Annotated in this window: 22 protein-coding genes; 19 read left to right on the top strand and 3 right to left on the bottom strand. The window is 72.7% G+C overall.

The annotated features are described in order from the left end of the window. Positions 1–298 precede the first annotated feature (298 nt). The 16 genes from AB0F58_RS02125 (at position 299) to AB0F58_RS02050 (ending at position 19229) form a co-directional block, all read left to right on the top strand. Positions 299–1876 (top strand): ABC transporter substrate-binding protein, encoded by a 1578-nt coding sequence (locus tag AB0F58_RS02125; protein WP_357136629.1) that lies wholly within the window; start codon positions 299–301, stop codon positions 1874–1876. 74 nt (positions 1877–1950) lie between these two features. Then, positions 1951–3591 (top strand): AMP-binding protein, encoded by a 1641-nt coding sequence (locus AB0F58_RS02120; protein ID WP_357136627.1) that lies wholly within the window; start codon positions 1951–1953, stop codon positions 3589–3591. Next, the gene (locus AB0F58_RS02115; protein WP_357136625.1) at positions 3588–4748 is read left to right on the top strand and encodes a CaiB/BaiF CoA-transferase family protein; all 1161 of its coding nucleotides are present in this window, start codon (positions 3588–3590) and stop codon (positions 4746–4748) included. Before AB0F58_RS02120 ends, AB0F58_RS02115 begins: the two co-directional genes overlap by 4 nt. A 91-nt stretch (positions 4749–4839) precedes the next feature. Then, positions 4840–6537 carry an AMP-binding protein gene (locus tag AB0F58_RS02110; protein ID WP_357136621.1) on the top strand — a complete coding sequence of 566 codons (1698 nt, stop codon included), beginning with the start codon at positions 4840–4842 and terminating at the stop codon, positions 6535–6537. A 46-nt stretch (positions 6538–6583) separates the two neighbouring features. After that, complete coding sequence (locus AB0F58_RS02105) at positions 6584–7768, top strand: acyl-CoA dehydrogenase family protein (protein WP_357136618.1); 1185 nt, start codon at positions 6584–6586, stop codon at positions 7766–7768. Further along, the gene (locus AB0F58_RS02100) at positions 7765–8790 is read left to right on the top strand and encodes a MaoC family dehydratase N-terminal domain-containing protein (protein WP_357136616.1); all 1026 of its coding nucleotides are present in this window, start codon (positions 7765–7767) and stop codon (positions 8788–8790) included. The genes AB0F58_RS02105 and AB0F58_RS02100 overlap by 4 nt, the downstream gene beginning before the upstream one ends. Next, positions 8790–9917, top strand: coding sequence for an acyl-CoA dehydrogenase family protein (locus AB0F58_RS02095; RefSeq protein ID WP_357136613.1), 1128 nt, complete (start codon positions 8790–8792; stop codon positions 9915–9917). Before AB0F58_RS02100 ends, AB0F58_RS02095 begins: the two co-directional genes overlap by 1 nt. Beyond that, entirely contained in the window at positions 9914–10345 is a 432-nt protein-coding gene (locus AB0F58_RS02090) for a MaoC/PaaZ C-terminal domain-containing protein (RefSeq protein WP_357136611.1), read from the top strand. The genes AB0F58_RS02095 and AB0F58_RS02090 overlap by 4 nt, the downstream gene beginning before the upstream one ends. Then, positions 10342–11523 carry a lipid-transfer protein gene (locus AB0F58_RS02085; protein ID WP_357136608.1) on the top strand — a complete coding sequence of 394 codons (1182 nt, stop codon included), beginning with the start codon at positions 10342–10344 and terminating at the stop codon, positions 11521–11523. The genes AB0F58_RS02090 and AB0F58_RS02085 overlap by 4 nt, the downstream gene beginning before the upstream one ends. A gap of 142 nt (positions 11524–11665) precedes the next feature. Continuing rightward, positions 11666–13243 (top strand): ABC transporter substrate-binding protein, encoded by a 1578-nt coding sequence (locus AB0F58_RS02080; protein WP_357136606.1) that lies wholly within the window; start codon positions 11666–11668, stop codon positions 13241–13243. A 145-nt stretch (positions 13244–13388) separates the two neighbouring features. Beyond that, a complete protein-coding gene (locus tag AB0F58_RS02075) occupies positions 13389–14330 on the top strand; it encodes an ABC transporter permease (RefSeq protein ID WP_357136602.1) in 942 nt (313 codons plus the stop codon). Continuing rightward, complete coding sequence (locus AB0F58_RS02070) at positions 14327–15304, top strand: ABC transporter permease (RefSeq protein WP_357136599.1); 978 nt, start codon at positions 14327–14329, stop codon at positions 15302–15304. The genes AB0F58_RS02075 and AB0F58_RS02070 overlap by 4 nt, the downstream gene beginning before the upstream one ends. Before the next feature lie 27 nt (positions 15305–15331). Further along, positions 15332–16399, top strand: coding sequence for an ABC transporter ATP-binding protein (locus AB0F58_RS02065; protein WP_357136597.1), 1068 nt, complete (start codon positions 15332–15334; stop codon positions 16397–16399). Next, a complete protein-coding gene (locus AB0F58_RS02060) occupies positions 16399–17226 on the top strand; it encodes an ATP-binding cassette domain-containing protein (RefSeq protein WP_357136595.1) in 828 nt (275 codons plus the stop codon). The genes AB0F58_RS02065 and AB0F58_RS02060 overlap by 1 nt, the downstream gene beginning before the upstream one ends. A 3-nt stretch (positions 17227–17229) precedes the next feature. Then, positions 17230–18702, top strand: a complete 1473-nt coding sequence (locus tag AB0F58_RS02055) for an MmgE/PrpD family protein (protein ID WP_357136592.1) — start codon at positions 17230–17232, stop codon at positions 18700–18702. Continuing rightward, positions 18699–19229 carry a nitroreductase/quinone reductase family protein gene (locus AB0F58_RS02050; protein ID WP_357136590.1) on the top strand — a complete coding sequence of 177 codons (531 nt, stop codon included), beginning with the start codon at positions 18699–18701 and terminating at the stop codon, positions 19227–19229. Before AB0F58_RS02055 ends, AB0F58_RS02050 begins: the two co-directional genes overlap by 4 nt. Before the next feature lie 49 nt (positions 19230–19278). On the opposite strand, the gene AB0F58_RS02045 is transcribed toward AB0F58_RS02050, so the two are convergent. After that, positions 19279–20232: a zinc-binding dehydrogenase gene (locus AB0F58_RS02045; RefSeq protein ID WP_357136588.1), complete on the bottom strand. Its 954-nt coding sequence runs from the start codon at positions 20230–20232 to the stop codon at positions 19279–19281. A gap of 28 nt (positions 20233–20260) precedes the next feature. Continuing rightward, on the bottom strand, positions 20261–21526 hold the full coding sequence (locus AB0F58_RS02040) for a MaoC family dehydratase N-terminal domain-containing protein (RefSeq protein ID WP_357136585.1): 1266 nt from the start codon (positions 21524–21526) through the stop codon (positions 20261–20263). Between the two features lie 230 nt (positions 21527–21756). Here AB0F58_RS02040 and AB0F58_RS02035 point away from each other — a divergent pair, with 230 nt between their 5' ends. Together AB0F58_RS02035 and AB0F58_RS02030 are read left to right on the top strand one after the other, a co-directional pair. After that, a complete protein-coding gene (locus AB0F58_RS02035) occupies positions 21757–22554 on the top strand; it encodes a hypothetical protein (RefSeq protein WP_357136583.1) in 798 nt (265 codons plus the stop codon). After that, positions 22551–23375 carry an SDR family NAD(P)-dependent oxidoreductase gene (locus AB0F58_RS02030; protein WP_357136581.1) on the top strand — a complete coding sequence of 275 codons (825 nt, stop codon included), beginning with the start codon at positions 22551–22553 and terminating at the stop codon, positions 23373–23375. Before AB0F58_RS02035 ends, AB0F58_RS02030 begins: the two co-directional genes overlap by 4 nt. Before the next feature lie 73 nt (positions 23376–23448). Here AB0F58_RS02030 and AB0F58_RS02025 read toward each other — a convergent pair whose 3' ends face one another. Continuing rightward, positions 23449–24663: an MFS transporter gene (locus AB0F58_RS02025; protein WP_357136817.1), complete on the bottom strand. Its 1215-nt coding sequence runs from the start codon at positions 24661–24663 to the stop codon at positions 23449–23451. Positions 24664–24776: 113 nt separating this feature from the next. On the opposite strand from AB0F58_RS02025, the gene AB0F58_RS02020 reads away from it, so the two are divergent. After that, positions 24777–25661, top strand: a complete 885-nt coding sequence (locus AB0F58_RS02020; protein WP_357136579.1) for an SDR family oxidoreductase — start codon at positions 24777–24779, stop codon at positions 25659–25661. The last annotated feature ends 1 nt before the right edge of the window (position 25662 follow it).

The following is a 25662-nucleotide window of genomic DNA, read 5'->3' as shown; positions in this document are numbered from 1 at the left end:
TGCCGTCCGGCTATTGACGCACCTGCGGCCGGCCCCTACCGTTCCCAAGCGAGCGCTTGGTTGGATGACGGCGCGGCGTCAGGCCGGAAGTCCTCGGGGGATGCCGACCCGATCAGCTCCAGCCCCGCGCCACCCCGCCGACACCTGCCTTCACCCGCCGCCACCACCGCCCCTCACCGGCCACTGCCGAACGACACGCCGGCAATCCCGGCCACCGGGACCCCGCCGACGGCCGCGTAGCCGCTCCCGGCTCGGACCGCAGGTCAGCACTCGGACCGCAGGTCAGGAAAGGAACACCGTGCCCCGTCGTCCGCACCACCGACGCCTCGCCGTCGCCGTCACCCTGTTCGCCACGCTCGCCGTCGGAGCCTGCACCGGCACCCCGGGCGGCAACCCCGGCGCCACCGGTGCCGCCACGGGCACGGTCGATCCCGACGCCGTGCTGCGGGTGACGGCCTCGTCCCCGTTCCAGAACCTCGACCCGGCCCAGCCGGCCCCCGGCGGCTATCCCTACCTCACGCTGATCTACGACCGGCTGACCATGGTCGACGCCAAGGACGAGATCGTCCCCGGCCTGGCGGTCTCGTGGACCTACGCCGAGGACGGCTCCTACCTTCAGCTCGCCCTGCGTGACGACGTCACCTTCCACGACGGGACGCCCTTCGACGCCAACGCCGTCAAGGTCAACATCGAGCGCGGCCAGACGCTGCCGACGAGCACCGTCAAGCAGGACCTCGCCGACATCACCGGGGTCACCGTCGTCGACGCGCACACCGTGCGCCTCGACCTCAGGCCCGGCACCGGCGCGGTGCTCCCCTCGGCCCTCGCCACCGCCGCCGGCATGGTGGTCTCGCCCAAGGCGATCGCCGACGGCGTCGACCTCAAGCTCGCCCCCGGCAACGCCGGCTCCGGCCCGTACGTCGTCACCGAGTTCGTGCCCAACGAGAAGTACGTCGTCAAGCGGGCCGAAGGCGCCTACTGGGACCCGGCCGCCGGGCGTCTCGCCGGGATGGAGATCACCCGTGTCCCCGAGGGCGCGACCCGACTCAACGGCGTCATCAGCGGTCAGACCGACCTCAGCTTCGTCTCCTCGGCCAACGAGGTCGTCCAGGCCCGCCAGCTCGGCGAGGCCGGCCAGCTCAGGGTGACCACCCGCCCGTACCGCAACGTCCTCGGCATCCTGCTGCGCGCCGACATGGGCGACCTCAGGGACAAGCGGGTCCGTGAGGCCATCGCACGCTCGGTCGACCCGGCCGCCATCCGCGCGCTCTTCGCCGACACCTGCACGCCCACCCGCAGCATCTACCCGAACAGCCCGTGGGCGGACCCGGCGGCGACCTACCCGTACGAGTACGACCTGGCCAAGGCCAAGGCGCTCATCGCGGAGGTCGGCGGGGCCAAGGTGTCGATCAGCTTCTCCGCCGGCACCAACACCGAGCAGCCCGCCACCGCCATCCAGGCCGCCCTGTCCCAGGCCGGCATCGACGCGAAGCTCAACCCGACGCCGAACTCCGAGACCGAGGCCCGCTTCATCGCCGGCGACTTCGAGCTCGAGGTGTCCAACACCTTCAACCCGCGCCTCGACCCGGCGGGCACGGTGAACAACTACCTCACCGGCAACTACAAGCTCGCCACCGATCCCGAGACCATCGCCCCGCTCGCGGCCAGGGCCGCCGACCCCCGCTCCGGCGTCGAGCAGCGGGCCAAGCAGTACCACCAGCTGTGGGAGCGGCTGTTCACCGAGGCGTGGTTCATCCCGGTCTGCAACCTCACCAACGCCACCATCGCCTCCCCGAAGGTCCTCGGGGCCGAGCAGCTGCCGTGGACCAACCTCGGGCTGTTCGACCTGCGCACCGTCGCGATGACGAAGGGCTGAGCGCCCGGTCCCCTCCGTGGAACGGCGGGTCGCCCCCCGCGACCGGTCGGCCCGAAGAAAGGTAGCCAGAGCCCGTGACCCGTCCCACCGCTGCCACCCCCCTCCTGCCCGCCCTGTCCCGCGTGCTCGACGAGCAGCCGGACCTCACCCTCACCCTCGCCCGCACCCCGTTCACCGTGGCGGAGCTGGAGGCCGCGTCGCGTCGCCTCGCCGGGTTCCTCGCCGACCGCGTCGCTCCCGGCGACCGCGTCGTCATCCTCGCCCGCAACGGCCGCCCGGCCCTGCTGGCCTGGTGGGCGACGACGCTCTGCGGTGGTTTCGCCGTCCCGCTCAACACGAGCAACCGCGGCCCGGTACTGGCCCACCAGGTGCTCGACGCCGGCCCGGTCGCGATGATCGTCGAGGACGAGTTCGTCCCCGTCCTGGACGACGCACTCGTCGGCACGGGGCTACGGGTGCCGGTCCTCGTCGGCGGCCCCGGGGCCGGGCGGCCCTCCCCGGGCCCGGTACCCGCCTGGGCCACCGAGGTGATCGACTTCGACGCCGCCGTCTCCGGGGGCCCGGCGGTGACGACCACCCCGGACCTCGACGCGTACGCCACCAGCCACCTCATCTACACCGCCGGCACGACCGGACCGTCCAAGGCGTGCATGGTCAGCCACGGCTTCGTGGCGAACATGGCCCGCCAGATGCACGAGAACCTCGAGCGCCACTCCGGTGACGTCCTGTGGTCGGCGATGCCGTTGTTCCACATGGCCGCCGTCGGGCACGTCATGGGCTCGCTCCAGCTCGGCTCGGCCATGGACGTCGCGCAGCGTTTCTCGGTCAGTGGCTTCTGGGACGAGATCCTGCGCTCCCGCGCGACGATGGCCGCGCTCATGGGCTCGATGCTGCCGATGATCGTCGGCGCCCCCGAGTCCGAGGCTGCCCGCAGGGCCTTCGGCCAGCTGCGCGTCGTGTCCGGCTCGCCGGTCACCGCCGACCTCGCTGCCCGCTGGACCGAGCGGTTCGGCGTCGAGCGGGTCGGCTCGGGCGCCTACGGCCTGACCGAGGCCAGCCTGATCACGCTCACCCCGCCGGGGGGCTACCGCGCCGGGGCCGCCGGCAAGGTCAACGAGTCCTTCGAGGTGCGCATCGTCGACGAGCACGACAACCCGCTGCCCGTCGGCGAGGTCGGCGAGATCGTCGCCCGCCCCACCCGCCCCGCGATCATGTTCAACGGCTACTGGCGCCAGCCGGAGAAGACCCTGGAGGTCTTCCGGGGCCTGTGGTTCCACTGCGGTGACTACGGCCGTCTCGACGAGGACGGCTACCTCTACTTCGTCGACCGTGGCAAGGACTACCTGCGCCGCGGCGGCGAGAACATCTCCAGCTTCGAGATCGAGGGCATCGTCGCGGCCCACCCGGCCGTCGGCGAGGTCGCCGTGCACGCGGTCCCGTCCCCGCTGGCCGAGGACGACCTCAAGGTGACGGTCGTGCCCGCGCCCGGCGCGCGGATCGATCCCGCGGAGCTCTTCGAGTGGCTGCACCCGCGGATCCCGCGGTACGCCGTCCCCTCCCACATCGAGGTCCGCACCGAGCTGCCCAAGAACGCCGTCGGACGGGTCCTCAAACGGGTCCTGCGCGACGAGGGCGTGACCCCGCGGACGTGGAGCACGGACCCCCGTGCCGTGACCGGCACCCGGGTCCCGGCCGGCGCCGGGGAGCAGGCGTGAGTGCCGCCCCCGGCCCGGCCACCGGCCAGCGGTCCGAGGGGCCGCTGGCCGGCCTGCGCCTCGTCGAACTCGGTGGGCAGGGGCCGGTGCCGTTCGCGACGATGATGCTCGCCGACCTCGGTGCCCAGGTCGTGCGGGTCGACCCGCCCGGTGAGCCCGACCGGCGGGAGCGCGCGCAGGTCAACGCGATCGACCGCAGCCGTACGACCGTCACGCTCGACCTGAAGTCCGAGGCCGACCGGCTGCTCGTGCACCGGCTGCTCGCCGACGCGGACGTGCTGCTCGACCCGTTCCGTCCCGGGGTGCTCGAACGTCTCGGCCTGGACCCGGCCGACCTCACCGGGCGGTACCCACGCCTTGTCGTGGCGCGGATGACCGGCTGGGGCCAGGACGGTCCCCTCGCCGCAGCCGCCGGGCACGACCTGAACTACATCGCCGTCTCCGGGGTGCTCGACACGATCGGCCTGCCCGAGCACGGACCCGTCGTGCCGCCGATGTACCTGGCCGACTTCGCCGGCGGCGGCATGGTGCTGGCCTTCGGCGTCCTGGCCGCCCTGCACGAGCGCGCCTCCTCCGGGCGTGGGCAGGTCGTGGACTCCTCGATGATGGAGGGCAGCGGGCTGCTCACCGTCGTCGTCCACTCGATGCTCGCGCGCGGCGCCTGGAACCTCACCCGGGGGACGAACTACCTCGACGGCGGGGCGCACTTCTACCGGGTGTACCGCACCGCCGACGACAGGTTCATGTCCGTCGCGGCCATCGAGGCGAAGTTCTACCGCACGTTCCTGCTCACTCTCGGTCTCGACCCGGAGGACGGGCCGGGGCAGTTCGACACGTCGGGGTGGGCCGGCTGGGCCGAGCGGATCGCGACGGTCTTCGCGGGACGCACCCGGCAGAGGTGGATCAGCGTTTTCGAGGGCATCGACGCCTGCGTGCACCCGGTGCTGGACGTCGCCGAGTCGGCCGAGCACCCGCAGGTGCGGGCCCGGCGCGCCGTCGTCGAGGTCGAGGGGGTCGCCCAGCCGGCTCCGGTGCCCCGCTTCTCGCGGACGCCCGCCGGGATCCCGCGGGCCCCGCGCCGTCGTGGCGAGGACACCGACCGGGTGCGTTCGGCGCTCGCCGAGGACTGCCCATGGGAAGCCTTGTCAAGGCCTTGACCTGCGTCACACCTCACCCTACGCTCTCGACCAAGCGCTTGCTTGCTATTGCTGATCCGCAGTCGACGACGAACGAAACGGAGCGACGTCGATGACGCCCCAGACCCCGGTAGCCCGAAGCTCGGGACCCGCCGTCTTCGCCGACATCGTGCGCGGGCGCATGGGCGACGACCACCCGGGCCTCCTCTTCGAGGGCCGCACGATCACCTGGGGCGAGGTCGTGCAGGAAGCCGCCGACCGGGCCGCCGCCCTGGCCGACGTGCCCCGGCCCGAGGGCAAGCCGCTGCACCTGGGGGTGCTCCTGGAGAACACCCCCGACTACGTGTACTGGATCTGCGCGGCCGCGCTGTCCGGTGCCACCGTCGTCGGGATCAACCCGACCCGACGCGGCGCCGAACTGGCCCACGACGTACGGCACACCGACTGCGACCTGCTCATCACCGAGAACCGCCTCGCTGGTCTCGTCGACGGGCTGGACCTGGGCATCCCCGCCGGGCAGGTGCGCAACGTCGACACCCCGGAGTACGCCGACTGGCTGGCCCGGCGCGCCGGCGCGCCGGTGCCCGTCGACGCGGTCGACCCCGGCGCCAACCTGCTGCTCATGTTCTCCTCGGGCTCGACCGGGGCACCCAAGGCGGTCATCTGCTCGCACGGGCGGCTCGCCGCGATCTCCGAGGCGCTGCTCGCCCGCACCGAGCTGACCCGCGACTCGGTCAGCTACCTGTCGATGCCGCTGTTCCACGGCAACGCCGTCATGCTCAACCTCGGGCCCGCCATGGTCTGCGGCGCCACGATCTGCATGGTCCGCAGGTTCTCCGCGTCCGGCTTCGTGCGCGACGTGCACGAGCACGGCGTCACCTACTTCAACTACGTCGGCCGGGCCCTCGCCTACGTCCTGGCCCAGCCGGTCGACCCCCGCGACGCGACGAGCACGCTGCGCCGCGCCGTCGGCACCGAGGCCTCGGCCGCCGACATCGCCCGCTTCGGCCGGCGTTTCGGCGTCGTCATCTCCGAGGGCTACGGCTCCAGCGAGGGCGTCATGCGGATCAACCGCACCCCCGGGACACCCGACGAGGCGCTCGGCGTGGCCGTCGCCGGCGCCGAGATCAAGGTCATGAACGAGACCACCGGGCTGGAGTGCCCGCCGGCCAGGATCGACGCGACCGGACGGCTCGTCAACGCCGAGGAGGCCATCGGCCAGCTCGTCGGAGTCGGCATGGCGGCCCGGTTCGAGGGCTACTACAAGAACCCCGAGGCCGCCGCCGAGCGGATCCGCGGCGAGGACTTCTGGTCCGGGGACCTGGCCTACCGCGACGCCGACGGCTACTTCTACTTCGCCGGCCGCTCCTCGGAGTGGATCCGCGTCGACAGCGAGAACTTCGCCGCCGGACCCGCCGAGCGGATCATCGAGCGCTGGGACCGGGTGGCGGTCGCGCCGGTCTTCGCCGTGCCCGACCCGCGCACCGGTGACCAGGTCATGTGCGCGCTCCAGTTGCGCGCCGGCGCCAGCTTCGACCCCGAGGCGTTCACCGCCTTCCTCGACGAGCAGGCCGACCTCGGTACGAAGTGGCGGCCCCGCTTCGTACGGATCGTCGCCGAGATCCCCACCACGGGCAACAGCAAGGTCGCCAAGCAGGTCCTGCGGCGTGCCGCCTGGGTCACGACCGACCCCGTCTACGTCCGCGACGGTGCGTCCACCGCGTACCGCCCGCTCACCACCGAAGACGTCCGGGACCTCGAGAAGCAGTTCGCCGACAACGGGCGCACCGCGCTCTTGCCAGCCACCTGACCGCCCGGCCACGACTGGCGCCGCACGCTTGCGAGAAAGGACATCCATGTACCTGGAGTACACCCCAGAACAGCGCGAGCTGAGCCGGGAGCTGCGCGCCTACTTCGCGCGCCTGCTCACGCCCGAGGTCCGCGAGGCGCTCGGCGGCACCAACGAGGACCGTCCGGCGTACCGCGAGATCATCCGGCAGATCGGCAGGGACGGCCTGCTCGGGCTCGGTTGGCCCAAGGAGTTCGGCGGCCAGGGCCGCCCGGCGGTCGACCAGTACATCCTCTTCGACGAGATCAATCGCGCCCAGGCGCCGTTCCCCTTCGTCACCATCAACAACATCGGCCCGATGCTCATGCGCCACGGCACCGAGGAGCAGAAGCGCACCTACCTGCCGGGCATGCTCACCGGCGACGTCATCTTCGCCATCGGCTACAGCGAGCCGGGCTCCGGCACCGACCTCGCCTCGCTGCGCACCAGGGCCGAGGCCACGCCCGAGGGGGGCTGGGTCGTCAACGGCCAGAAGGTCTTCACCAGCGGCGTCAGCCAGGCCGACTTCGTCTGGCTGGCCGTGCGCACCGACCCCGACGCCCCGAAGCACAAGGGCATCACCATCCTCATCGTGCCGGCCTCGGGCCCCGGCTTCAGCTGCACGCCGATCGCCACCAGCGGCATCACCCACACCAACGCCTCCTACTACGAGGACGTGCGCGTCGGCCCCGAGGCCCTCGTCGGCGAGGTCAACGGCGGCTGGCGCCTCATCACCGGCCAGCTCGGTCACGAGCGGGTGGGCCTGGCCGCCATGGGCGGGCGCACCGAGCAGCTGTGGACCGACGTCGCCGCGTGGGCCGCCGAGCCCGACGCCGACGGGGTCCGCGTCCTCGACAAGCCGTGGGTGCGCACGGAGCTGGCCCGCGACTACGCCGAGCTGACCGCGATGCGGCTGCTCAACTGGAAGATCGCCGTCGTCGGGGAGGGCGAGAACCCGGCCCCCGCCGCCGCGTCGGTCGCCAAGGTCTACGGCACGGAGACCCACGACCGGGTCTGCCGCAACCTCGTGTCCGTCGTCGGGCCCCGCGCGACCCGGCGCCCCGGTGCCCCGGACGCCGTCCTCGGCGGACAGCTCGAGGCCTACACCCGCGGCTCCTACATCAACACCTTCGGCGGCGGCACCAACGAGGTGCTGCGCGACATGATCGCGGTCGCCGGCCTCGGCATGCCGCGCAAGGGACGGTCCGCATGAGCACCACGACGCGGCCCCCGGCCCCCGACGCCACCGACGAGCAGGCCTTCCTCGACCGCCTGCGCGAATTCGTCGGCCTGGAGGCCACGCCCACCCGCTACGCCCAGGACGCCGTCAACCAGGCGATGATCCGCCACTTCGTCGAGGCGATGGACGACGAGAACCCCGTCTACGTCGACGAGCGGGCCGCCCGGGACACCGGCCGCGCGGGTGTCGTCGCCCCGCCGCCGATGCTGTCCACCTGGCTCATGGTCGGCTACAAGGCCCACCGGGCCGCCGCCGCGGGCACCACGTCGGACACCCCCATGGCCCGGCTGCTCGCGATCCTCACCGGGGCCGGCTTCGTCGGGGTCGTCGCGACCAACGACGAGCACGAGTACCTGCGCGAGCTGCACCTGGGCGACGAGATCAAGATGACGACCGTCATCGAGGACGTCTCCCCGCGCAAGACCACGGGGCTGGGCACCGGCCACTTCATCACCACGCTGCGCGTCTACACCGACCAGGACGACGAGGTCGTGGCCCGCCAGCGCTTCCGCATCCTGCGCTTCGACCCGTCCCGCGCCAAGCCCGCGACGCCGGCCGGCGCCGACCCGGCGCTGCGGCACAGGCCGTTCGTCCTGCGCGACAACGCCTTCTGGTTCGAGGCCGCCGCGCAGCGTCGCCTCGTCATCCAGGCCTGCACCGACTGCGGCACGCTCCGCCACCCGCCCGGCCCGGCCTGCCCCTCCTGCCACTCGTACGCCTGGCACGAGGTCGAGGCGAGCGGCCGGGGCACGGTGCACAGCTACGTCGTCAGCCACCACCCGAAGGCGGCCGGGTACGACTACCCGCTCACCGTGCTGCTCGTCGATCTCGAGGAGGGCACCCGCCTCGTCGCCGACTTCGCCGGGGACGCCGCCGAGGTCGAGATCGGCATGCCCGTGCAGGTCGACTGGCTCGACTACGGCGAGCACCTCACCCTGCCGCGTTTCCGGGCCGCGCCCTGCGCGTCGGAGCCCGCCGAAGAGGAGAAGGACTGATGGACTTCCAGCTCGCCGAGGACCAGGTCACGGTCAACGACCTGGCGCGCGACATCTTCTCGCGCAACGGCGACCCGCAGCGCCTCTTCGACATCGAGGCCGGACCGGACCGCTTCGACCGCGTCCTGCACCGCGACCTGGCCGAGTCCGGCGTCCTCGGGTTGCTCGTGCCCGAGGAGCACGGCGGCGCCGGGCTGGGCATGGGGGAGGTCGCCGGGGTCTTCGTCGAGCAGGGCCGCACGCTGGCCACCGTCCCGCTGTGGGAAACCCTCGTCGGCGGCGTCCTGCCGCTGGTGCGCTACGGCGACGCCGGGCAGCAGGCCGCCTGGCTGCCCCGCGTCGCCGCCGGGGACGCGGTCCTCACCGTGGCCGTCGACGACCTGGCCGACGCCCGGCCGTACGGTGCCCGGGTCCGCGCGCGGTCCGGCGCCGAGCCCGGCGGTGCGGGGGTCACCCTGAGCGGCAGCGCCGTCGGCGTCCGCTCGGCGCACCTCGCCGACGCGATCGTCGTCCCGGCCACCGACGAGGCGGGCACGGTCGGGCTCTACCTCGTGCCGACCGCTGGCGCCGGCGTGCGCCGCGACACCTTCGAGCGCACCGACCGCGGCCTCGCCTCCGACGTGCACCTCCAGGACGCCGCCGGGGAGTTGCTCGCCGAGGGACCGGAGGAGGACCGGATCGACTGGCTGCTGCGCCAGGTCTGGATCGCCGTGGCCGCCCTGCAGACCGGCATCAGCCAGGCCGCCGTGCGGCAGGCCGCCGACTACACCTCCGGCCGCGAGCAGTTCGGTGTGCCGATCGCGACCTTCCAGGCCGTCGCCCACCAGATCGCCGACTGCCACATCGACACCGAGGCGATGGAGGTCACCTACCTCAACGCGCTCTGGCGCGAGACGACCGCGCGGTCCTCCCGCGCGGCCGTACACGTCGCGAAGTACTGGGCGGCCGAGGCGGGCGACCGCGTCGCCCGCACCGTGCAGCACGTGCACGGCGGCATGGGCGCCGACGTCACCTACCCGATCCACCGCTACATGCTCTGGACCACCCAGCTGGCCAACACCGCCGGCTCGGGGCCCTGGCACCTGCAGCAGCTGGCGGACATCGTCGACGCGGGGGAGCCGCTGTGAACGGCACGCACCTCACCATCGAGCAGGTGAGCCTCGGCGACACGCTGCCGGGGCTCGAGATCCCACTGACCCGGACCCTCATCGTCGCCGGCGCCCTCGCGACCCGCGACTACGAGGACGTGCACCACGACCCGGCCCAGGCCGAGCGTCGCGGCACCCCCGACACCTACATGAGCATCAACCACACCAACGGGCTCGTCGGCCGCTACGTCACCGACTGGGCCGGCCCCGCCGCGCGCCTGCTGCGCCTGAGCACCCGCCTCGGGGCGCCGAACTTCCCGGGCGACGCGATGCGACTGACCGGAGAGGTCGTCGGCGTCGAGGAGGACACCGTGCGCGTCGCGGTGCGGGGCACGAACAGCAGGGGCGCGCACGTCGTCTCCGAGGTGACCGTGCGCCTGCCCCGGCGGAACGGAGCAGTGACGTGACGTCCACCTTCCTGTCGGGCCGCACCGCGGTGGTCGGCATCGGCGCGACGGAGTTCTCCAAGGACTCCGGCCGCAGCGAGTTGCAGCTGGCCGTGGAGGCCGTCTCGGCCGCCCTGGCCGACGCGGGCCTGCGCCCCGCCGACGTCGACGGCATGACGACCTTCACCATGGAGACCAACCCGGAGAACATGGTCGCCCGCAGCCTGGGCATCCCCGAGCTCACGTTCTTCTCCCGGATCCCCTACGGCGGGGGCGGCGCCTGCGCTCCCGTCCAGCAGGCCGCCATGGCCGTCGCGAGCGGCATCGCCGACGTCGTCGTGACCTACCGCGCCTTCAACGAGCGCTCCGGCGTCCGCTTCGGGCAGGGGCCCCCACCGGCGAAGACCCAGGCCACCTCGGACAACGAGTACCGCTCCTGGATCAATCCGTACGGCCTGCTCACCCCGGCCCAGCACACCGCGATGTTCGCCCGTCGCTACATGCACGAGTACGGCGCGACCAGCGAGGACTACGGCCGGGTCGCCGTGCTCGCCCGCAAGCACGCCGCGAACAACCCCCGGGCGTGGTTCCACGGCAAGCCGCTCACCCTCTCCGAGCACCAGGCCTCCCGCTGGATCGCCGAACCGTTGCACCTCTTCGACTGCTGCCAGGAGACCGACGGCGGTCAGGCGATGGTGATCGTCAGCGCCGAGCGCGCCAAGGACCTGCCCGCCACCCCGGCCTACATCGTCGGGGCGGCCCAGGGCCTCGGACCGGACCAGTACCAGATGGTCAGCTACTACCGCGAGGACCTGACCCGGATCCCCGAGGTCGAGCTCTGCGCCCGGCAGCTGTGGGCCCAGTCGGGCCTCGGGCCCGCCGACATGGACGCGGCGATCCTCTACGACCACTTCACCCCGTACGTGCTCAACCAGCTCGAGGAGTACGGCTTCTGCGGTCGCGGCGAGGCCAAGGACTTCGTCGCCGACGGCAACCTCGAGGTCACCGGCTCGCTGCCGACCAACACCCACGGTGGCCAGATCGGCGAGGCCTACCTGCACGGCACGAACGGCGTCGCGGAGGGCGTCCGCCTCGTCCGGGGGACCTCGACCAACCAGCCCGACGGCGTACGCCACGTCCTCGTGACGGCGGGCGTCGGAGTCCCGACCAGCGCACTGATCCTCTCCGCGGAGGGCTGAGCCGCCGAGCGCCCGGTGATCCCCACCGCACAGACCCTGAAGGCCAGCACACCGACCCACGGATCCCGCCCGGCAGCCGTCGGGGGGCAACACCACCTCTCGATCGGCCGGAGCGATTCGGCTCGTGTTTGGAAGGATGAGAATGGGCGTCAAATACCGGACCAGGGCACGTGTGGTCGCGCTGATCGCCATCGGGGCTCTCGCCGTGACCGGCTGCACCGCACCGGAGGGCTCCGACGACAACACCGACGCCGGCCAGGGCGAGATCGACACCTCGGCCGTGCTCACGTTCGCGTCGGCGGGCCCGCTGCGCGACCTCGACCCGGCCGTCCAGACGAGCTACGGCGCCTGGGGCTACCTGTTCCTCGTCTGGGACCGGCTGACCATGCTCGACAAGGACGACAAGATCGTCCCGGGTCTGGCCAAGGAGTGGACCTTCGTCGAGGACGGCAGTGTCCTCGAGCTCAAGCTGCGGGACGACGTGAAGTTCCACGACGGCACACCGTTCGACGCCGAGGCCGTCAAGGTCAACATCGAGCGCGGCAAGACCCTCGCGGGCTCGACCCTCAAGAGCGAGCTGGCCGACATCGAGTCGGTCGAGGTCGTCGACAAGACCACCGTGCGCCTCAAGCTGGTCAAGGGCAAGGGCGTCCAGCTGCCCGCGTCCTTCACCGGCACGGCCGGCATGATGGTCAGCCCGAAGGCCATCACCGACGGCGTCGACATCAGGAACAAGCCCGGCACCGCCGGCTCCGGCCCGTACATCGCCACCGAGCTGGTGCCCCAGGAGAAGCTCGTCCTCAAGCGGGCCGACAGCTACTGGGACCCGAACGCCGGACGCCTCGGCGGCATCGAGCTACAGCGCGTGCCGGACGCCGCGGCCCGCCTCAACGGCCTGCAGAGCGGCCAGGTCGACCTGGCCCCGCTCAGCTCGGCCGGTGAGATCGCCACGGTCGAGAAGATCGTCACCCCGGGCAGCGGTCTGCAACAGCACCAGGTCAAGTTCAAGAACCTCGTCGGCGTCTACCTGCGCGCCACCAAGGGCGACGTCGCCAAGCCCGAGGTCCGCCAGGCCATCGCCCACGCGGTCGACCCGGCGGCGATCAGCGCGCTCTTCAGCGGCTACTGCGCCCCGACGCGGCAGCTCGTCGGGGAGACGGACCCGAGCCGCATCCCGGACTACACCTACCCGTACGAGTTCAGCGTCGACAAGGCCAAGGCCCTGGTGCAGCAGGCCGGCGGCGCCAAGGTGTCCATCACCTTCGCCGCAGGCACGAACGCCGAGCAGCCGGCGAACGTGGTGCAGGCGTCGCTGAAGGCCGTCGGCATCGACGCGACGCTCAACCCCGTGCCCAACACCGAGAACGAGCCGCGCTTCATCGCCGGCGACTTCGAGATGATGGTCGCCACGTCGTGGAGCCCGAAGGCCGACCCGGCGGCGACGGTGAACACCTACCTGCTGAACACCTACAAGCTCGCCGCGGACCCCGCACTCGTCGCGACCAAGGCCGCCGAGGCCGGCAACCCCGCGCTGTCGATGGACAAGCGCGCCCCGCTGTACCACGACATCTGGAAGACGACCCTCGAGCAGGCCTGGTACGTGCCGCTGTGCAACCAGACCAACGCGACCGTCGCCAAGGAGAACGTCGTCGGCTTCGACAACATCCCGATGTCGAACATCGGCATCTGGGATCTGCGCTACATCGCCGTCAAGAAGTGACCGGCCGCTCCTGACCACCCGGTGATGTCGTCGTCGGACCCACCCGCTGTGGCGGGGCCGGCGGCGGCACCGCACCGGCCCCGCCCGGCACCGGGCCGTGCGACCGGCCCCGTCCCAGGCACCACGCCCAGAGTCGAGGTAGGACATGCTCCGCTACGCCGGCAGGCGACTACTCGCGGCAATACCCCTGCTGTTCGTCGTCCCGCTGCTCGTCTTCGTCCTGATCGAGTTCGCCCCGGGGGACCCGGCCGCCGTCCTCGCCGGTGACGAACCGACCCCGGAACGCGTCGAGGCGATCCGGGAGGAACTCCACCTCGACGATCCGGTCCTCGTGCGCTACCTCAGCTGGGTCGGCGACGTCGTCCGCGGCGACCTCGGCACGTCCTTCCTCTCGGACCAGACCGTGACCGACCTGCTGACGCGGCGGATGGCCACGACGATGTCGCTGGTGCTCGTCGCGATGATCTTCGCTGTCGTGCTCGGGGCCACCCTGGCGCTCGTGGCCACGCTGCGCTCCGGCGGCATCGTCGACCGGGTCGTCAACTGGTTCGCCTCGATCTCGATCGCCATCCCGGGCTTCTGGTTCGGCCTGGTGCTCGCCTCGGTCTTCGCGGTGGGGCTGCAGATGTTCCCGGCGTTCGGCTACCAACCGCTCTCCGCCGGTCTCTGGCCGTGGCTCTCGCACCTCGTCCTGCCGGGCATCGCCCTCGGTCTGCTCCCCGCCGCCGAGGTGACCCTGCAACTGCGCTCGGCGCTCGGGCAGGTGATGAAGACCGACTACATCCTCAACGCCGAGGCCAAGGGCCTGTCGCGCGCCAGCGTCGTGTTCAAGCACTCCCTGAAGAACGCGTGCATCCCGGTCATCACCGTCCTCGGCTTCCGCGTCGCGGAGGTCCTCGCCGGGTCGGTGACCATCGAGATGATCTACAACATGCCGGGCCTCGGGCGCACCGCCGTCGAGGCCGTGCAGGGGCGTGACGTGCCGGTGCTGCTCGGCTTCGTCCTCTTCAGCACCACGATCGTGGTGCTCGTCAACCTCATCGTCGACATCTCCTACGGCTACTTCAACCCGAAGGTGCGGTCATGAGCGCGCATCGGCCCCCCGCGTCCCCGGTGCCGGGGAGCGACCCGTCCGACGTCGGCCCGCCCGCAGGCGGCCTCGCCGAGACCGTCCTCACCGAGGTGCCCACGGCGGCCCTCGGTACGGGTGCCCCGGAGCCGGTCGCCGCCCCCGGCATCCTCGAGAGCATCGTGCGTCGCCCCACGACGATCGTGGCCGGCGTCTTCCTGCTCGTGCTGACCCTCATCGCGATCTTCGCCCCGGCCCTGGCGCCGTACGACCCCGACGTGCAGGACCTGGTGCAGCGGCTCAAGCCGCCGAGCGCGGAGCACTGGCTGGGGACCGACGACTACGGCCGGGACGTGCTGAGCCGGCTCATCTTCGGGGCGCGGGTCTCGCTCTGGGCGGCGCTGCAGGCTGCCACCGTCGCGCTCGTGCTCGGCCTGCCGCTCGGCATGATCGCGGGCTACCGCGGCGGCTGGGTCGACACGATCCTCACCCGCATCATGGACGCGCTCATGAGCGCTCCGTCGCTCGTGCTGGCCATCACCATCGTCGCGGTCCTCGGCTCCGGCATCACCAACGCGATGCTCGCCATCGGCCTGGTCATGGCCCCGCGCTTCTTCCGGGTGGCCCGCGCCGGCACGATGGACGTGCGACACGAGACCTACATCGAGGCCTCGATCGCCCTGGGCTGCAGCACCCTGCGGACCGCGGTGCGGCACGTGCTGCCCAACGTGCTGCCGCCGATCATCCTCGTCATCTCGGTGTCGCTGGGCAGCGCCGTCGCGGCCGAGGCGAGTCTGAGCTTCCTCGGGCTGGGCGTCACGGCCCCCACGGCCAGTTGGGGCTCGATGCTCTCGACGGCCTCGTCGAACATGCGCCTCGCGCCGTACCTCGTCTGGCCGCCCGGCGTGATGATCTTCCTCGCCGTCCTCGCCTTCACCTACGTCGGTGACGGTGTCCGTCGCGCCCTCGTGCGCACCCGGTCGGGCAACTGACCGGCCCGGCCTCCACCAGGAGCTGACATGGCACGTGAAACGGCACCCGGCGGGACCGCGGGCCCCCGGACCGACGCCACCGACCCGGCGGCGGACCTGCTGCGCGTGGAGAACCTCACCGTCGAGTTCCCCGCCCCCTCCGGCGGATGGCAGACGACCGTCCAGGACGTCTCGTTCTCGCTCGAGCCGGGAGCGTCGGTGGCGCTCGTCGGCGAGTCCGGGTCGGGCAAGACGGTGACCTCGGTCGCGGTGATGGGTCTGACCGAGGCGACCGGTGGGCGGATCGCCTCGGGCCGGATCGTCTTCGACGGCACGGACCTCACCGCGGGCACGCAGAAGCAGTGGCGGAGCCTGCGGGGCCCCGGCATGGGCATGATCTTCCAGCAGCCGATCCGCAGCCTGAACCCGGCCTTCACCGTCGGGGACCAGATCGCCGAGTCGGTACGCAGGCACCTGGGCATGAACCGCAGGCAGGCACGGGCCCGCGCCGTCGAGATGCTGGAGCTGGTGCAGATCCCGCGGGCGGCGCAGCGGGTCGACGAGTACCCGCACGCGTTCTCCGGCGGCATGTGCCAGCGGGTCATGATCGCGATGGTCATGGCGTGCAACCCGCGCCTGCTCATCGCGGACGAGCCGACGACGGCGCTCGACGTGACGGTGCAGGAGCGGATCCTCGAACTCCTGCGCGACCTACAGGAGCAGACCGGTGTGGCGCTGCTGTTCGTCAGCCACGACCTCGCGGTGGTGGCCGAGCTGTGCCAGCAGGTCGTGGTCATGTACGCCGGCGAGGTGGCCGAGAACGCGCCCTCGGAGCAGATCTTCTTCAACCCGCGACACCCCTACACCTCCGGCCTGATCGGGTCGATCCCGAGGCCGGGGCTGAGCACCGGCCGGCGGCTGCGTTCGATTCCCGGCGGCATTCCGGCACCGGGCGCCTGGCCGCACGGGTGCCGGTTCAGCAGCCGGTGCGAGTTCGTCCAGCCGGGCCGGTGCGACGCGGTCCACCCGGGCCTGGTCCGGGTCGACGGCGCCGCCGGGCACGACGCGCGGTGCGTACGCGTCGCGGAGCTCTCCCTGGAAGGAGTGACGGTCTGATGAGCCTGCTCGAGGTCGACGGCCTCACGAAGTCGTTCAGCTCCGGGCGGGACTGGCTCGGCCGGCGCACGAAGTGGTCGCACGCGGTCAAGGGGGTGAGCTTCACCCTGGAGCGCGGTGAGTGCCTCGCGGTCGTCGGCGAGTCCGGCGCGGGCAAGTCGACGGTCGGGCGCATGGTGCTGCGCCTCATCGAACCGGACGCCGGGTCGGTGACCTTCGACGGGATCGACGTGCTGGCCACGAAGCGGATGCGCGAGCTGCGCCAGCGGATGCAGATGATCTTCCAGGACCCGTACAGCTCGCTCGACCCGCGGATGACGATCAAGGACGCGGTCGCCGAGCCGATCCTCGTGCACACCGACCGGGACCGGGCCACGCGGGAGCGGGAGGCCGTCGAGCTGCTCGACCGGGTCGGCATCGGCTCGCGCTACCTGGAGCGCTACCCGGCCGAGCTGTCCGGCGGGCAGCTTCAGCGGGTCGCGATCGCTCGGGCGCTGACGATGAAGCCGAGCCTCATCGTGTGCGACGAGCCGGTCGCGGCGCTGGACGTGTCGGTGCGGGCACAGGTGCTCAACCTGCTCCGGGACCTACAGGAGGAACGGGGTCTGGCGTACCTGTTCGTCTGCCACGACCTCGCTCTCGTCGAGGTCATCGCCGACCGGGTCATGGTGATGGCCGCCGGTGAGGTCGTGGAGACGGACACGACGGAGCAGATCTTCGCCAACCCCCGGCACGAGTACACCCAGAAGCTGCTCGCGGCGATCCCGGTGCCGCTGCCCCGCGACGCGCAGGGCAACCGGCTCGTCGCACCCGGAAAGGTGGGCTGAACGGTGACCGACGCGACGGAACCGACCCGGACGCAGCTTCTCGCGCGGTTCGCCACGACGACCCGCGACGAGGACGTCCCCGAGTCGGTGCGCGACTACGGCAAACTCGTCCTGCTCGACTCGCTCGTCTGTGGCCTGGCGGCGGTGCGGTTGCGGCGCAGCCGCATGGTCCAGCAGGTCGCCGCCCGGTTCGGCGGCCCGACCGAGGCGACGGTGTTCGGGCTGCGACAGCGGGTCGCGGCGATCAACGCCGCGCACGCCAACGCGGACATGATGAACGCGTTGGACGCCGACGACACCTTCTTCAACTCGGCGCACTTCGCGGTGTTCGGGGTCGCGGCCGGACTGGCCGAGGCCGAGCGGCGGCACGCCGACGGGGCGACCCTGTTGCGCGCGAGCATCCTCGCCTTCGAGATCAACGCACGGCTGAACCTGTCGACCTCGCTGATGGCCTTCGAGGACGGGCAGTTCCGCTGGTCGCCGCTGTCGTCCCACGGGTACGCCTCGATGGGCACGGCCGCGGCGTGCGCCGTCGTCGGCGGCTGGGAGCCGGAGCGGCTGACCCATGCGCTCGGCCTGGTCGCCTGGCTGGCCCCGCCGGCGAAGAACTCCTACATGGCCGAGCGACGCTCGTTCAACGCGTTCAAGTACGGCCCGTACGGCGCGATCGCGCACGCCGGGATGCTCGGCGCGGCGCTGGCCGAGGAGGGCTACACCGGCGACCTCGACGTGCTGGACCGCACCCCGGGCTTCATCGAGGCGATGGGCTTCCTCGGCGGTGAGCGGCACGAGATGGTCGCCGGCCTGGGGTCGACGTGGTGGATCAGCGAGACCTCGCTCAAGCCGTACCCGACGTGCCGCTTCACCCACGCCGCGCTCGACGCGATCCGCGCGTTCCCGAGCACCCACGGGGTGCCGGTGTCGCAGATCGAGTCCATGGAGATCCGGCTGAGCCCGGCGGCCTACCGCACGTCGCAGTTCCGCGAGCCGGCTGCGCAGATCCCGGACACGCTCGTCGCGCCGCTGGACGGTGCCTTCAACATGCCGTACGCCGCGGCGCTGGCGTTGCTCGGGCACCCCCCGGGGCCGCAGTGGTACGACCCGCAGCGGCTGGCCGACCCGGCGGTGTGGGACCTGGCGCGTCGGATCACGACGGCGCCCGACCCGGTGCTCGACGCCGAGTGGCAGGCCGACCTCGAGGCGCACCCGGGGGGTCAGATCCGCCGGACGCGGGGCGCGCTGACGATCCGGGCCGGTGGCCGGGAGTACGTCGTCGAGTCGGACTTCGCCCAGGGCGACCCGTGGCATTCCACGACCCGGGCGGACTGGGACTTCGTGGCCGGCAAACTGGCCACGTTCTGCGACGGGATCCTCGACGCGGACGCGCAGGCGCAGCTCGTCGAGGTGGTCCGGGGCATCGAGGACGTCGCCGACGTCGCCGAGACGCTGTCACCGTTGCTGGCTCGGGCGCGATGAGCGGGGAGGATCGGATCGGCGCGGAGACGAGGTCGTTCGCCTCGTACGGCCGGCCGTGGCTGGTCGTCATCCGTGGGCCGCGCGGGATGGCGTTCGACCGGTTCCTCGTGCGCAGGACCGGGTTCTCGCTCGTGTCGTTGCAGTACGCGCTGGCCGGCGGGTTCCCGTACCACCCCACGCTGCTGCTGACCACGGTGGGCCGGCGGTCCGGGCAGCTGCGCGACGCGGCGTTGCCGTACGTGCCGCACGGGCCGGACCTGGTGGTGGTCGGCTCCAAGGGGGGCGGCCCCAGGGACCCGGCCTGGGTGGTCAACGCCCGTCACCACGACCTCTGCTGGATCGTCCTGCGGCGCAGGACGATCGCGGTGCGGGCGCGGGTGACCGACGGGGAGCGGGACCCGGAGCTGTTCGCGCACGTCGTGGCGCACAAGCCGAACGTGGGGCGGTACGCCGAACGGGCGGCGGGCTTCGGGCGGCAGATCCCGCTCGTGGTGCTGTCCGCCGTGTCGGGGGAGTCGCTCACCTGACGGTCCCCTGGCGTGCGGGCGTGGCGTGCGGTCCTGCCGGGTGGCGGGCTCAACCGGTCGTGAGGACGATCCGCCCGACGAAGTCGGAGGCCTCCAGCCGGTCGTGCGCGGCTGCGGCCTGCTCGAGCGGGTACGTGGCGGCGACCGTCGGGGCGGCGGCGACGGCCGAGAGGGCGAGCGCCTCGCCCAGTTGCCGGGCCACCGCCTCGGGTCCGGGCCGGCCGATGCCACGCAGCGTCCAGCCCTTGACCATGAGACGGCCCAGGTGCAGGTGGGCGTGGCTGTCGGCGGTGACGCCGCAGGTGACCAGCCGCCCGCCGGGGGCGAGGACCTTGAGCACGTCGGACCAGAGGGTGCCGCCGACCGACTCGACGATCACGTCGGCCTCGCCGCCGGGCAGGGCGGCGCGCAGGGACCCGACGACGTCGGGGCGGTAGTGGTCCACCACGTCGAGGGCACCGAGGGCGCGCACGGCGTCGGCCTTCGCCGGGGCGCTGGTGCCGACGACGCGTGCGCCCAGGTGGCGGGCGTACTGGACGGCGAAGGTGCCGACGGCGCCGGCGGCGGCGACGACGAGGACCCGGTCCCCGGGGCGCACCCCGCCGAGGTTGACGACCGCGTCGTAGGCGGTGCGTCCGGCGGTGGGTACCGCGGCGGCGTGCACGGCGTCGAGCGCGGCCGGTCGCGGGAAGCAGTGCGTGGCTCCGACGACGGCGAACTCGGCGTGGGTGCCGGTGGTCAGTCCGACGACCGCGTCGCCGGGAGTGCAGCCGGTGACGCCGGGACCGGTCCGCACGACGGTCCCGGCGACGTCCCGACCGAGGATCGTCGGCCCGGTGACCGCCATTCCGTGGGTACCGCGACGGATGTAGGTGTCGACCCGGTCCAGGCTCGCCGCCCGGACCCGGACGAGCACCTGACCGGGGCCGGGCGTCGGGGCCTCGAGCTGGCCGAGACGCAGGCTGTCGGGCGAGCCGGAGTCGAGGACGTAGCTGGCGAGCATCGGGCTCCTCTCGGGGCGGGGCGAGTCCTCAGGGCAGGGCGAGGGTGGCGGAGGCGATGACGTGGTCGCCGAGGCTGTTGGTGCCCCGGACGTCGACGGTGACGTGCGTTCCGCCGATGGCCTCGGGCGCCGGCCTCAGGCCGGTGACGACACCGTCGAGGGTGACGGTGTCGCCGGGGTGGTTCTGCGCGGCGAGGCGGGTGCGGAAGTCGACGACGCGGGCCTCCGGTCCGGCCCAGTCGGTGAGGTAGCAGTTGACCAGTGCGCTGGAGCCGAGGATGTTCATGTAGACGTCGCGGGCGCCTCGTTCGAGGGCCGCGTCACGGTCCAGGTGTACGTCGTTGAAGTCGAAGGTCGCGGTCGCCAGTGCCGCGATGGACAGCTGGGTGACGGGGACCGGCCACGGGGCGAGGCGCTGCCCGGTGCTCACGTCGGCCCCGGTGCGGGTGCTCGTGCGGCGTTCGGGCCGCGCCGCGGTGAGTACCGGCAGGATCTGGCCGTCGCGGGTGCGTCGGTGGACCACGACGACCGGCATGCCGTCGTACACGAGGTCGGGGCGCAGGTCCACGACGTCCCCGCTGAACCGGGTTCCGCCGGCCAGCTCGGCGGTGCCGACGAGGTAGGGGCGCTCGTCGAGGGGGGCGGCGGCGTAGCCGGGTTGCAGGTGCGCGGTCAGGGTGCCGGTGGTGCCGGCGGGCGGTGGGTCGGTCGGGGCGGCACCGACCGGGCGTACCGGCCGGGCGAGGCGGTCCCCGGGCGTCGCCGGCGTCTCGGCCCGGGTCGCCGGGTTCCAGCGGAGCATCCGCAGGACGACGCGTCCGACCGGCTCGCCCTCGACGGTGCGGTAGTCGCTGACGAGGTCGACGAAGTGGCCCCGGCCGAGGCGGGTGGACTTCTCCGGGGAGACCGCCCCGATGGAGGGGAACTGTTCGAGGTGGTCGCCGGGGCGCAGCGGGCGCAGGTAGGTGTGTTCCGTCTGCACCGCGGCCACCGAGGTGAAGCCGCGCTCGGCGAGGACCGCGTTGACCCGGTCGAGGCTCTCGGCGTGGCGGTGGCTGCGCCGGTTGCCCGGCAGGGTCCACATGTTCAGCGAGGTCGCCGGGGCCACGATGCCGCCCCAGGCGGAGCGGGCGGCCCACTGCGGGTCCTGGTAGGCGGGGTTCTCGTCACCGACGGCGTCGCACCAGATGCGGATGGCTGCTCCGGTGACCGCGTCCTTGGCCCGGCGCGGCGGGTCGGTGAGGCCGGTCAGGGCGTCGAGTCGGGCACGGAAGTCCGCGTCGCTGGCGGTCATGGGGCTCCTTGTCCGGACAAGCGGCGTCAACCAAGCGCTTGCTTGACGATAGGGGTGGTGCGGTCCTAGGGTCAAGGGCCCGCGGCCGAGCGGGGCCGCCACCCGGCCACCGACGCCGTCCCGACCGGCGCACCGGGCGCCGCCACGGACGCCGGGCCAGTGTCGGGCCGGGCCACCTCACCGGCCGGACCGCGCGCGCTCCACCAGCGCCCCACCCGTGGAGGGCCGAGATGATCCCGAGCACCCCAGCGACCGCCACCCGCGCCTTCTTCTCGTTCCCGAAGGTGACCGACCCCGCCCGCCACCGCGACTACAACGCGTGGCACCAGCTCGACCACCGTCCCGAGAACCTCGCCCTGCCCGGCGTCGTCCACGGCGACCGCTGGGTGCGCACCCCCGCCTGCGAGCGGCTCGGCAGCTACCCCGACACCGCCCTCGCCGGCAGTCAGTACCTGGCGATGTACTGGTTCGCCGAGCCGACCGCGGACTCGGTCCCGGAGTGGAAGGACCTCGGCGACCGGGCGATCCACCAGGGCCGGCGTCCGGAGCTGGCCTGGACCGAACGGCCGATGACCGGGATGTTCCGTCCCGTCCAGGGCTACGTGGCCCCCCGGGCCCTCGTCACCCTCGCCGCGCTGCCGTTCCGGCCGCACCGAGGGGTGCACGTCGAGGTGAGCCGGGTGGGGACCGCCCTGCACCCCGAGGTGGCCGACCTGTCCCGGTTCGAGCACGCGACCCGGATACCCGACCTGCTGGCGCGGGACGGCGTCGCGGGCGTGTGGACCTTCCGCAGCGCCCCGAGCCGCAGCCACCCGGACGGACCGGTCGTGCGGATCCGTCTCGTCTACCTCGAGACCGATCCGGTCGCGTTCACGCGGGCCCTGGCCGCGGACCCGCTGCCGGCTCCGCCCGCAGCGCTCGCCAGCACGGCCACCCTGTTGCTCACCGGGCCCCTGGCCACCATCACCCCCTGGGAGTGGGACTGGTTCGACGAGCCCGACGCCACCGTGGCGGGGGCATCAGCGTGACCGACCTGCTCGAGCGGTACGGGCCCTGGGCCCTGGTCGTCGGCGGCTCCGAAGGGGTCGGCGCCGCGTTCGCCGAGCAGCTGGCCAGGGCCGGCCTCGGCGTCGTGCTCGTCGCCCGCAAGCCCGAGGTCCTCGAGGAGGTCGCCGACCGGGTCCGGGCCCACGGGGCCCGGTGCCGCGTGCTCGCACTGGACCTGCTCGACGCGGACGCGACCGCCCGGATCGTCGAGGCCGTCGCCGACCTCGACCTCGGCCTGCTCGTCCTGAACGCGGGCGCCAACACCTACCGCAGCCGCTTCGTCGAGGCGGACCTGGCCCGGGTCCAGGCCGTCGTCGACCTCAACGTCACCCGCCCGCTCGAACTCTGCCGGGAGTTCGGTGCCCGGCTCGCCGCACGTGGCCGGGGCGGCATCCTCGTCGTCGGCTCCTCGGCCGGCTACCTGGGCCACGCCGACATCGGCGTCTACGCCGCGGCCAAGGCCTTCGCCCGGATCTTCGCGGAGGGCCTGTGGCTCGAACTCGGGCAGGTCGGCGTCGACGTGCTGCACCTCGTGCTCGGGCTCACGGCCACCCCCGCCATGGAGCGAGCCGGTCTCGACCTGACCGACGCGGCCGACCCGGTCGACGTCGCCGCCCAGGGGCTGGCAGCCCTGGGTGCCGGCCCGGTACACGTCGTGCGCCAGCAGGCCGAGGTCGCCGCGCGGCGCTCCGGCCCGGACCGGGCCGCGCTCGTCGCCGGCAACTACGGCGGGATGCACGCGATGCTCGGCGGGTCGCGCCTCGATCCGAGCCGACGGGCCGAGTCCGACGATCCGCACTGACGTCGCCGCCCGCGTGGCCGCCTCACCTGCGGGGCGGGGTGACGCACCGTCGGCGCGGTCGTGATCGCCACGGTCACGTCACGGGCAGGGGGTCGCTGCCCCCTCGGCGCAAGCGCACGAGCACCGTGGTCGCCATCGCCAGGGCCGCAGCCGCATACAGCAGGAAGGCGATCGCGGAGCCGAACCACGTGCTCAGCCCGCCGAGCAGGAGGGCGCCGAACGGCATCCCGCCCCAGCCGAGGAAGTAGAGGCTCATCGCCCGGCCGCGCTGCGTGTCGTCGACGACCCGCTGCACCACCGTCTGCAGGATCACCATGGCGCCGATGCTGAACGAGCCGCACAGCAGCGCGGCCCCCGCGAGCAGGGGCACTGTCGTCGCCGCCCCGAACAGTGCGGTGCTCACGGCGAGCAGGCCGAGGGTGACCGCGGCGTGCCACACGGTCGCGACGCGCCCGGAGAGCCGGGCCACGACGAGGACGCCGAGGAACGATCCCACCCCGGTCAGGGCCACGAGCATGGGGAACACGGTGTCCGGATGCTCCGAGGTCGCGGCTGCCCGGATGGCGAGCTGGCTCGTGAAGGCGCACCCGAAGAACGCGTTGACCCCGACGATGGCCAGGCAGAGTGCGGCCGGGGGCCGGTCCCGGGCGTGCCGGATGCCGGCACGGACCTGCCCGACGAGGCTCTCGCGGACCACCGGGGCGACCGGCGGGACGCGACGGGTGCGGATCGCGAGCGCGGCTGCGGCCGCGGCGAGGCTGAGCGTCGCGTACATCACGAACGTGCCCAGCGGCCCCCACGCCACCAGGATCAGCCCGGCGACCGCGGGACCGATCGAGCGGGCGAGGTTGAGCCCGGCGGCCTGGATCGGGACGGCGTGGCCGAGCGCCTCGGCCGGGACGGTGTTGGCCACGAGGGCCTGGGTCACCGGGGACAGGAAGCTGATCCCGGTGCCGGCGAGGAAGGCGAGGACGAGCAGGACGGGCAGGTCGACGACCCGGGCCGCGACCGTCGCCGCGCAAACCCCGGCCAGGGCGCTGGTCGCCAGGAGCACGCCGATCTGTAGTCGCCGCCGGTCGAAGGCGTCGGCGAGCACCCCGGCCGGGATGGAGAAGAGCGTGAACGGCACGAGCAGGCAGAAGAAGAGCGCCCCCATCGTCGCCGGGGTGCCGTCGACCTCGGTGAGCACCGACTGAAAAGCGATGTTGCAGCCCCAGTAGCCGGCCTGGGACAGCACCAGGGTCAGGAGCACGAAGCGGAAGTCTCGGAATCGCAGGGCCGAGAACATTGTCACGTCGTCGCCATTCTGTCGTTTCCCGCACCCTACCAAGCGCTTGCTTGCATAACCAGGGTCGGATGTGATTTTCTGGCCCCGCACCTCGAGCAGGGAAAGGGCGTGTCGTGGGCGGCTTCTGCGTAGGACGAACGGTGATCGTGACCGGTGCGGGACAGGGGCTGGGCCGGGCCCACGCCCTCGCGTACGCCCGCCAGGGCGCCGACGTCGTCGTCAACGACATCGAGAGCAACCGAGCGGCGGCCCGGGCCGTCGTCGACGAGATCCTGGCCGCCGGCGGTCGAGCGGTCGTCAGCACCGGCGACGTCAGCGACTGGGCCTACGGGGAGCGGCTCGTGCGCGAGACCGTCGAAACCTTCGGCGGGCTGCACACCCTCGTCAACAACGCCGGCATCAACCGCGACCGGATGCTGGTCAACATGAGCGAGCAGGAGTGGGACCTCGTCCTGCAGGTCGACCTCAAGGGCCACTTCGTCCCGATGCGCCATGCCGCCGCCTACTGGCGGGACGCGGCCAAGGCCGGCCGCCGGGTCGCCGCGCGGGTCGTCAACACGTCCTCCGGCGCCGGACTCATGGGCAGCGTGGGGCAGGGCAACTACGGCGCCGCCAAGGCCGGGATCGCCGCCCTGACCCGGATCGCGGCCGCCGAGTGGGCCCGCTACGGCATCGTCGTCAACGCGATCGCCCCCTCGGCCCGGACCCCGATGACCGAGGCCGTCTTCGCCGAGGCGATGGCCGCCCCCGAGACGGGCTTCGACGCGATGGACCCGGCCAACGTCGCCCCCCTCGTGGTCTGGCTGGGGTCCGACGCCGCCCAGGCCGTCACCGGAGCCGTCTTCGAGGTCGCCGGCGGCGAGGTCTCGCTCGCCGACGGCTGGCGCCACGGGCTGTCCGCCACCAAGGGCGAGCGGTGGGAGCCGGAGGAACTCACCGACGTGATCGCCGACCTCGTCGCCCGCTCCGCGCCGCCGACCCCCGTCTACGGCGCCTGAC

Origin of the sequence: Micromonospora sp. NPDC023956 (assembly GCF_040639195.1) — a bacterium.
Taxonomy (GTDB): Bacteria; Actinomycetota; Actinomycetes; order Mycobacteriales; family Micromonosporaceae; genus Micromonospora.
Note: the sequence above shows the minus strand (reverse complement) of the source record. Positions and strands in the feature narration are given on the sequence as shown.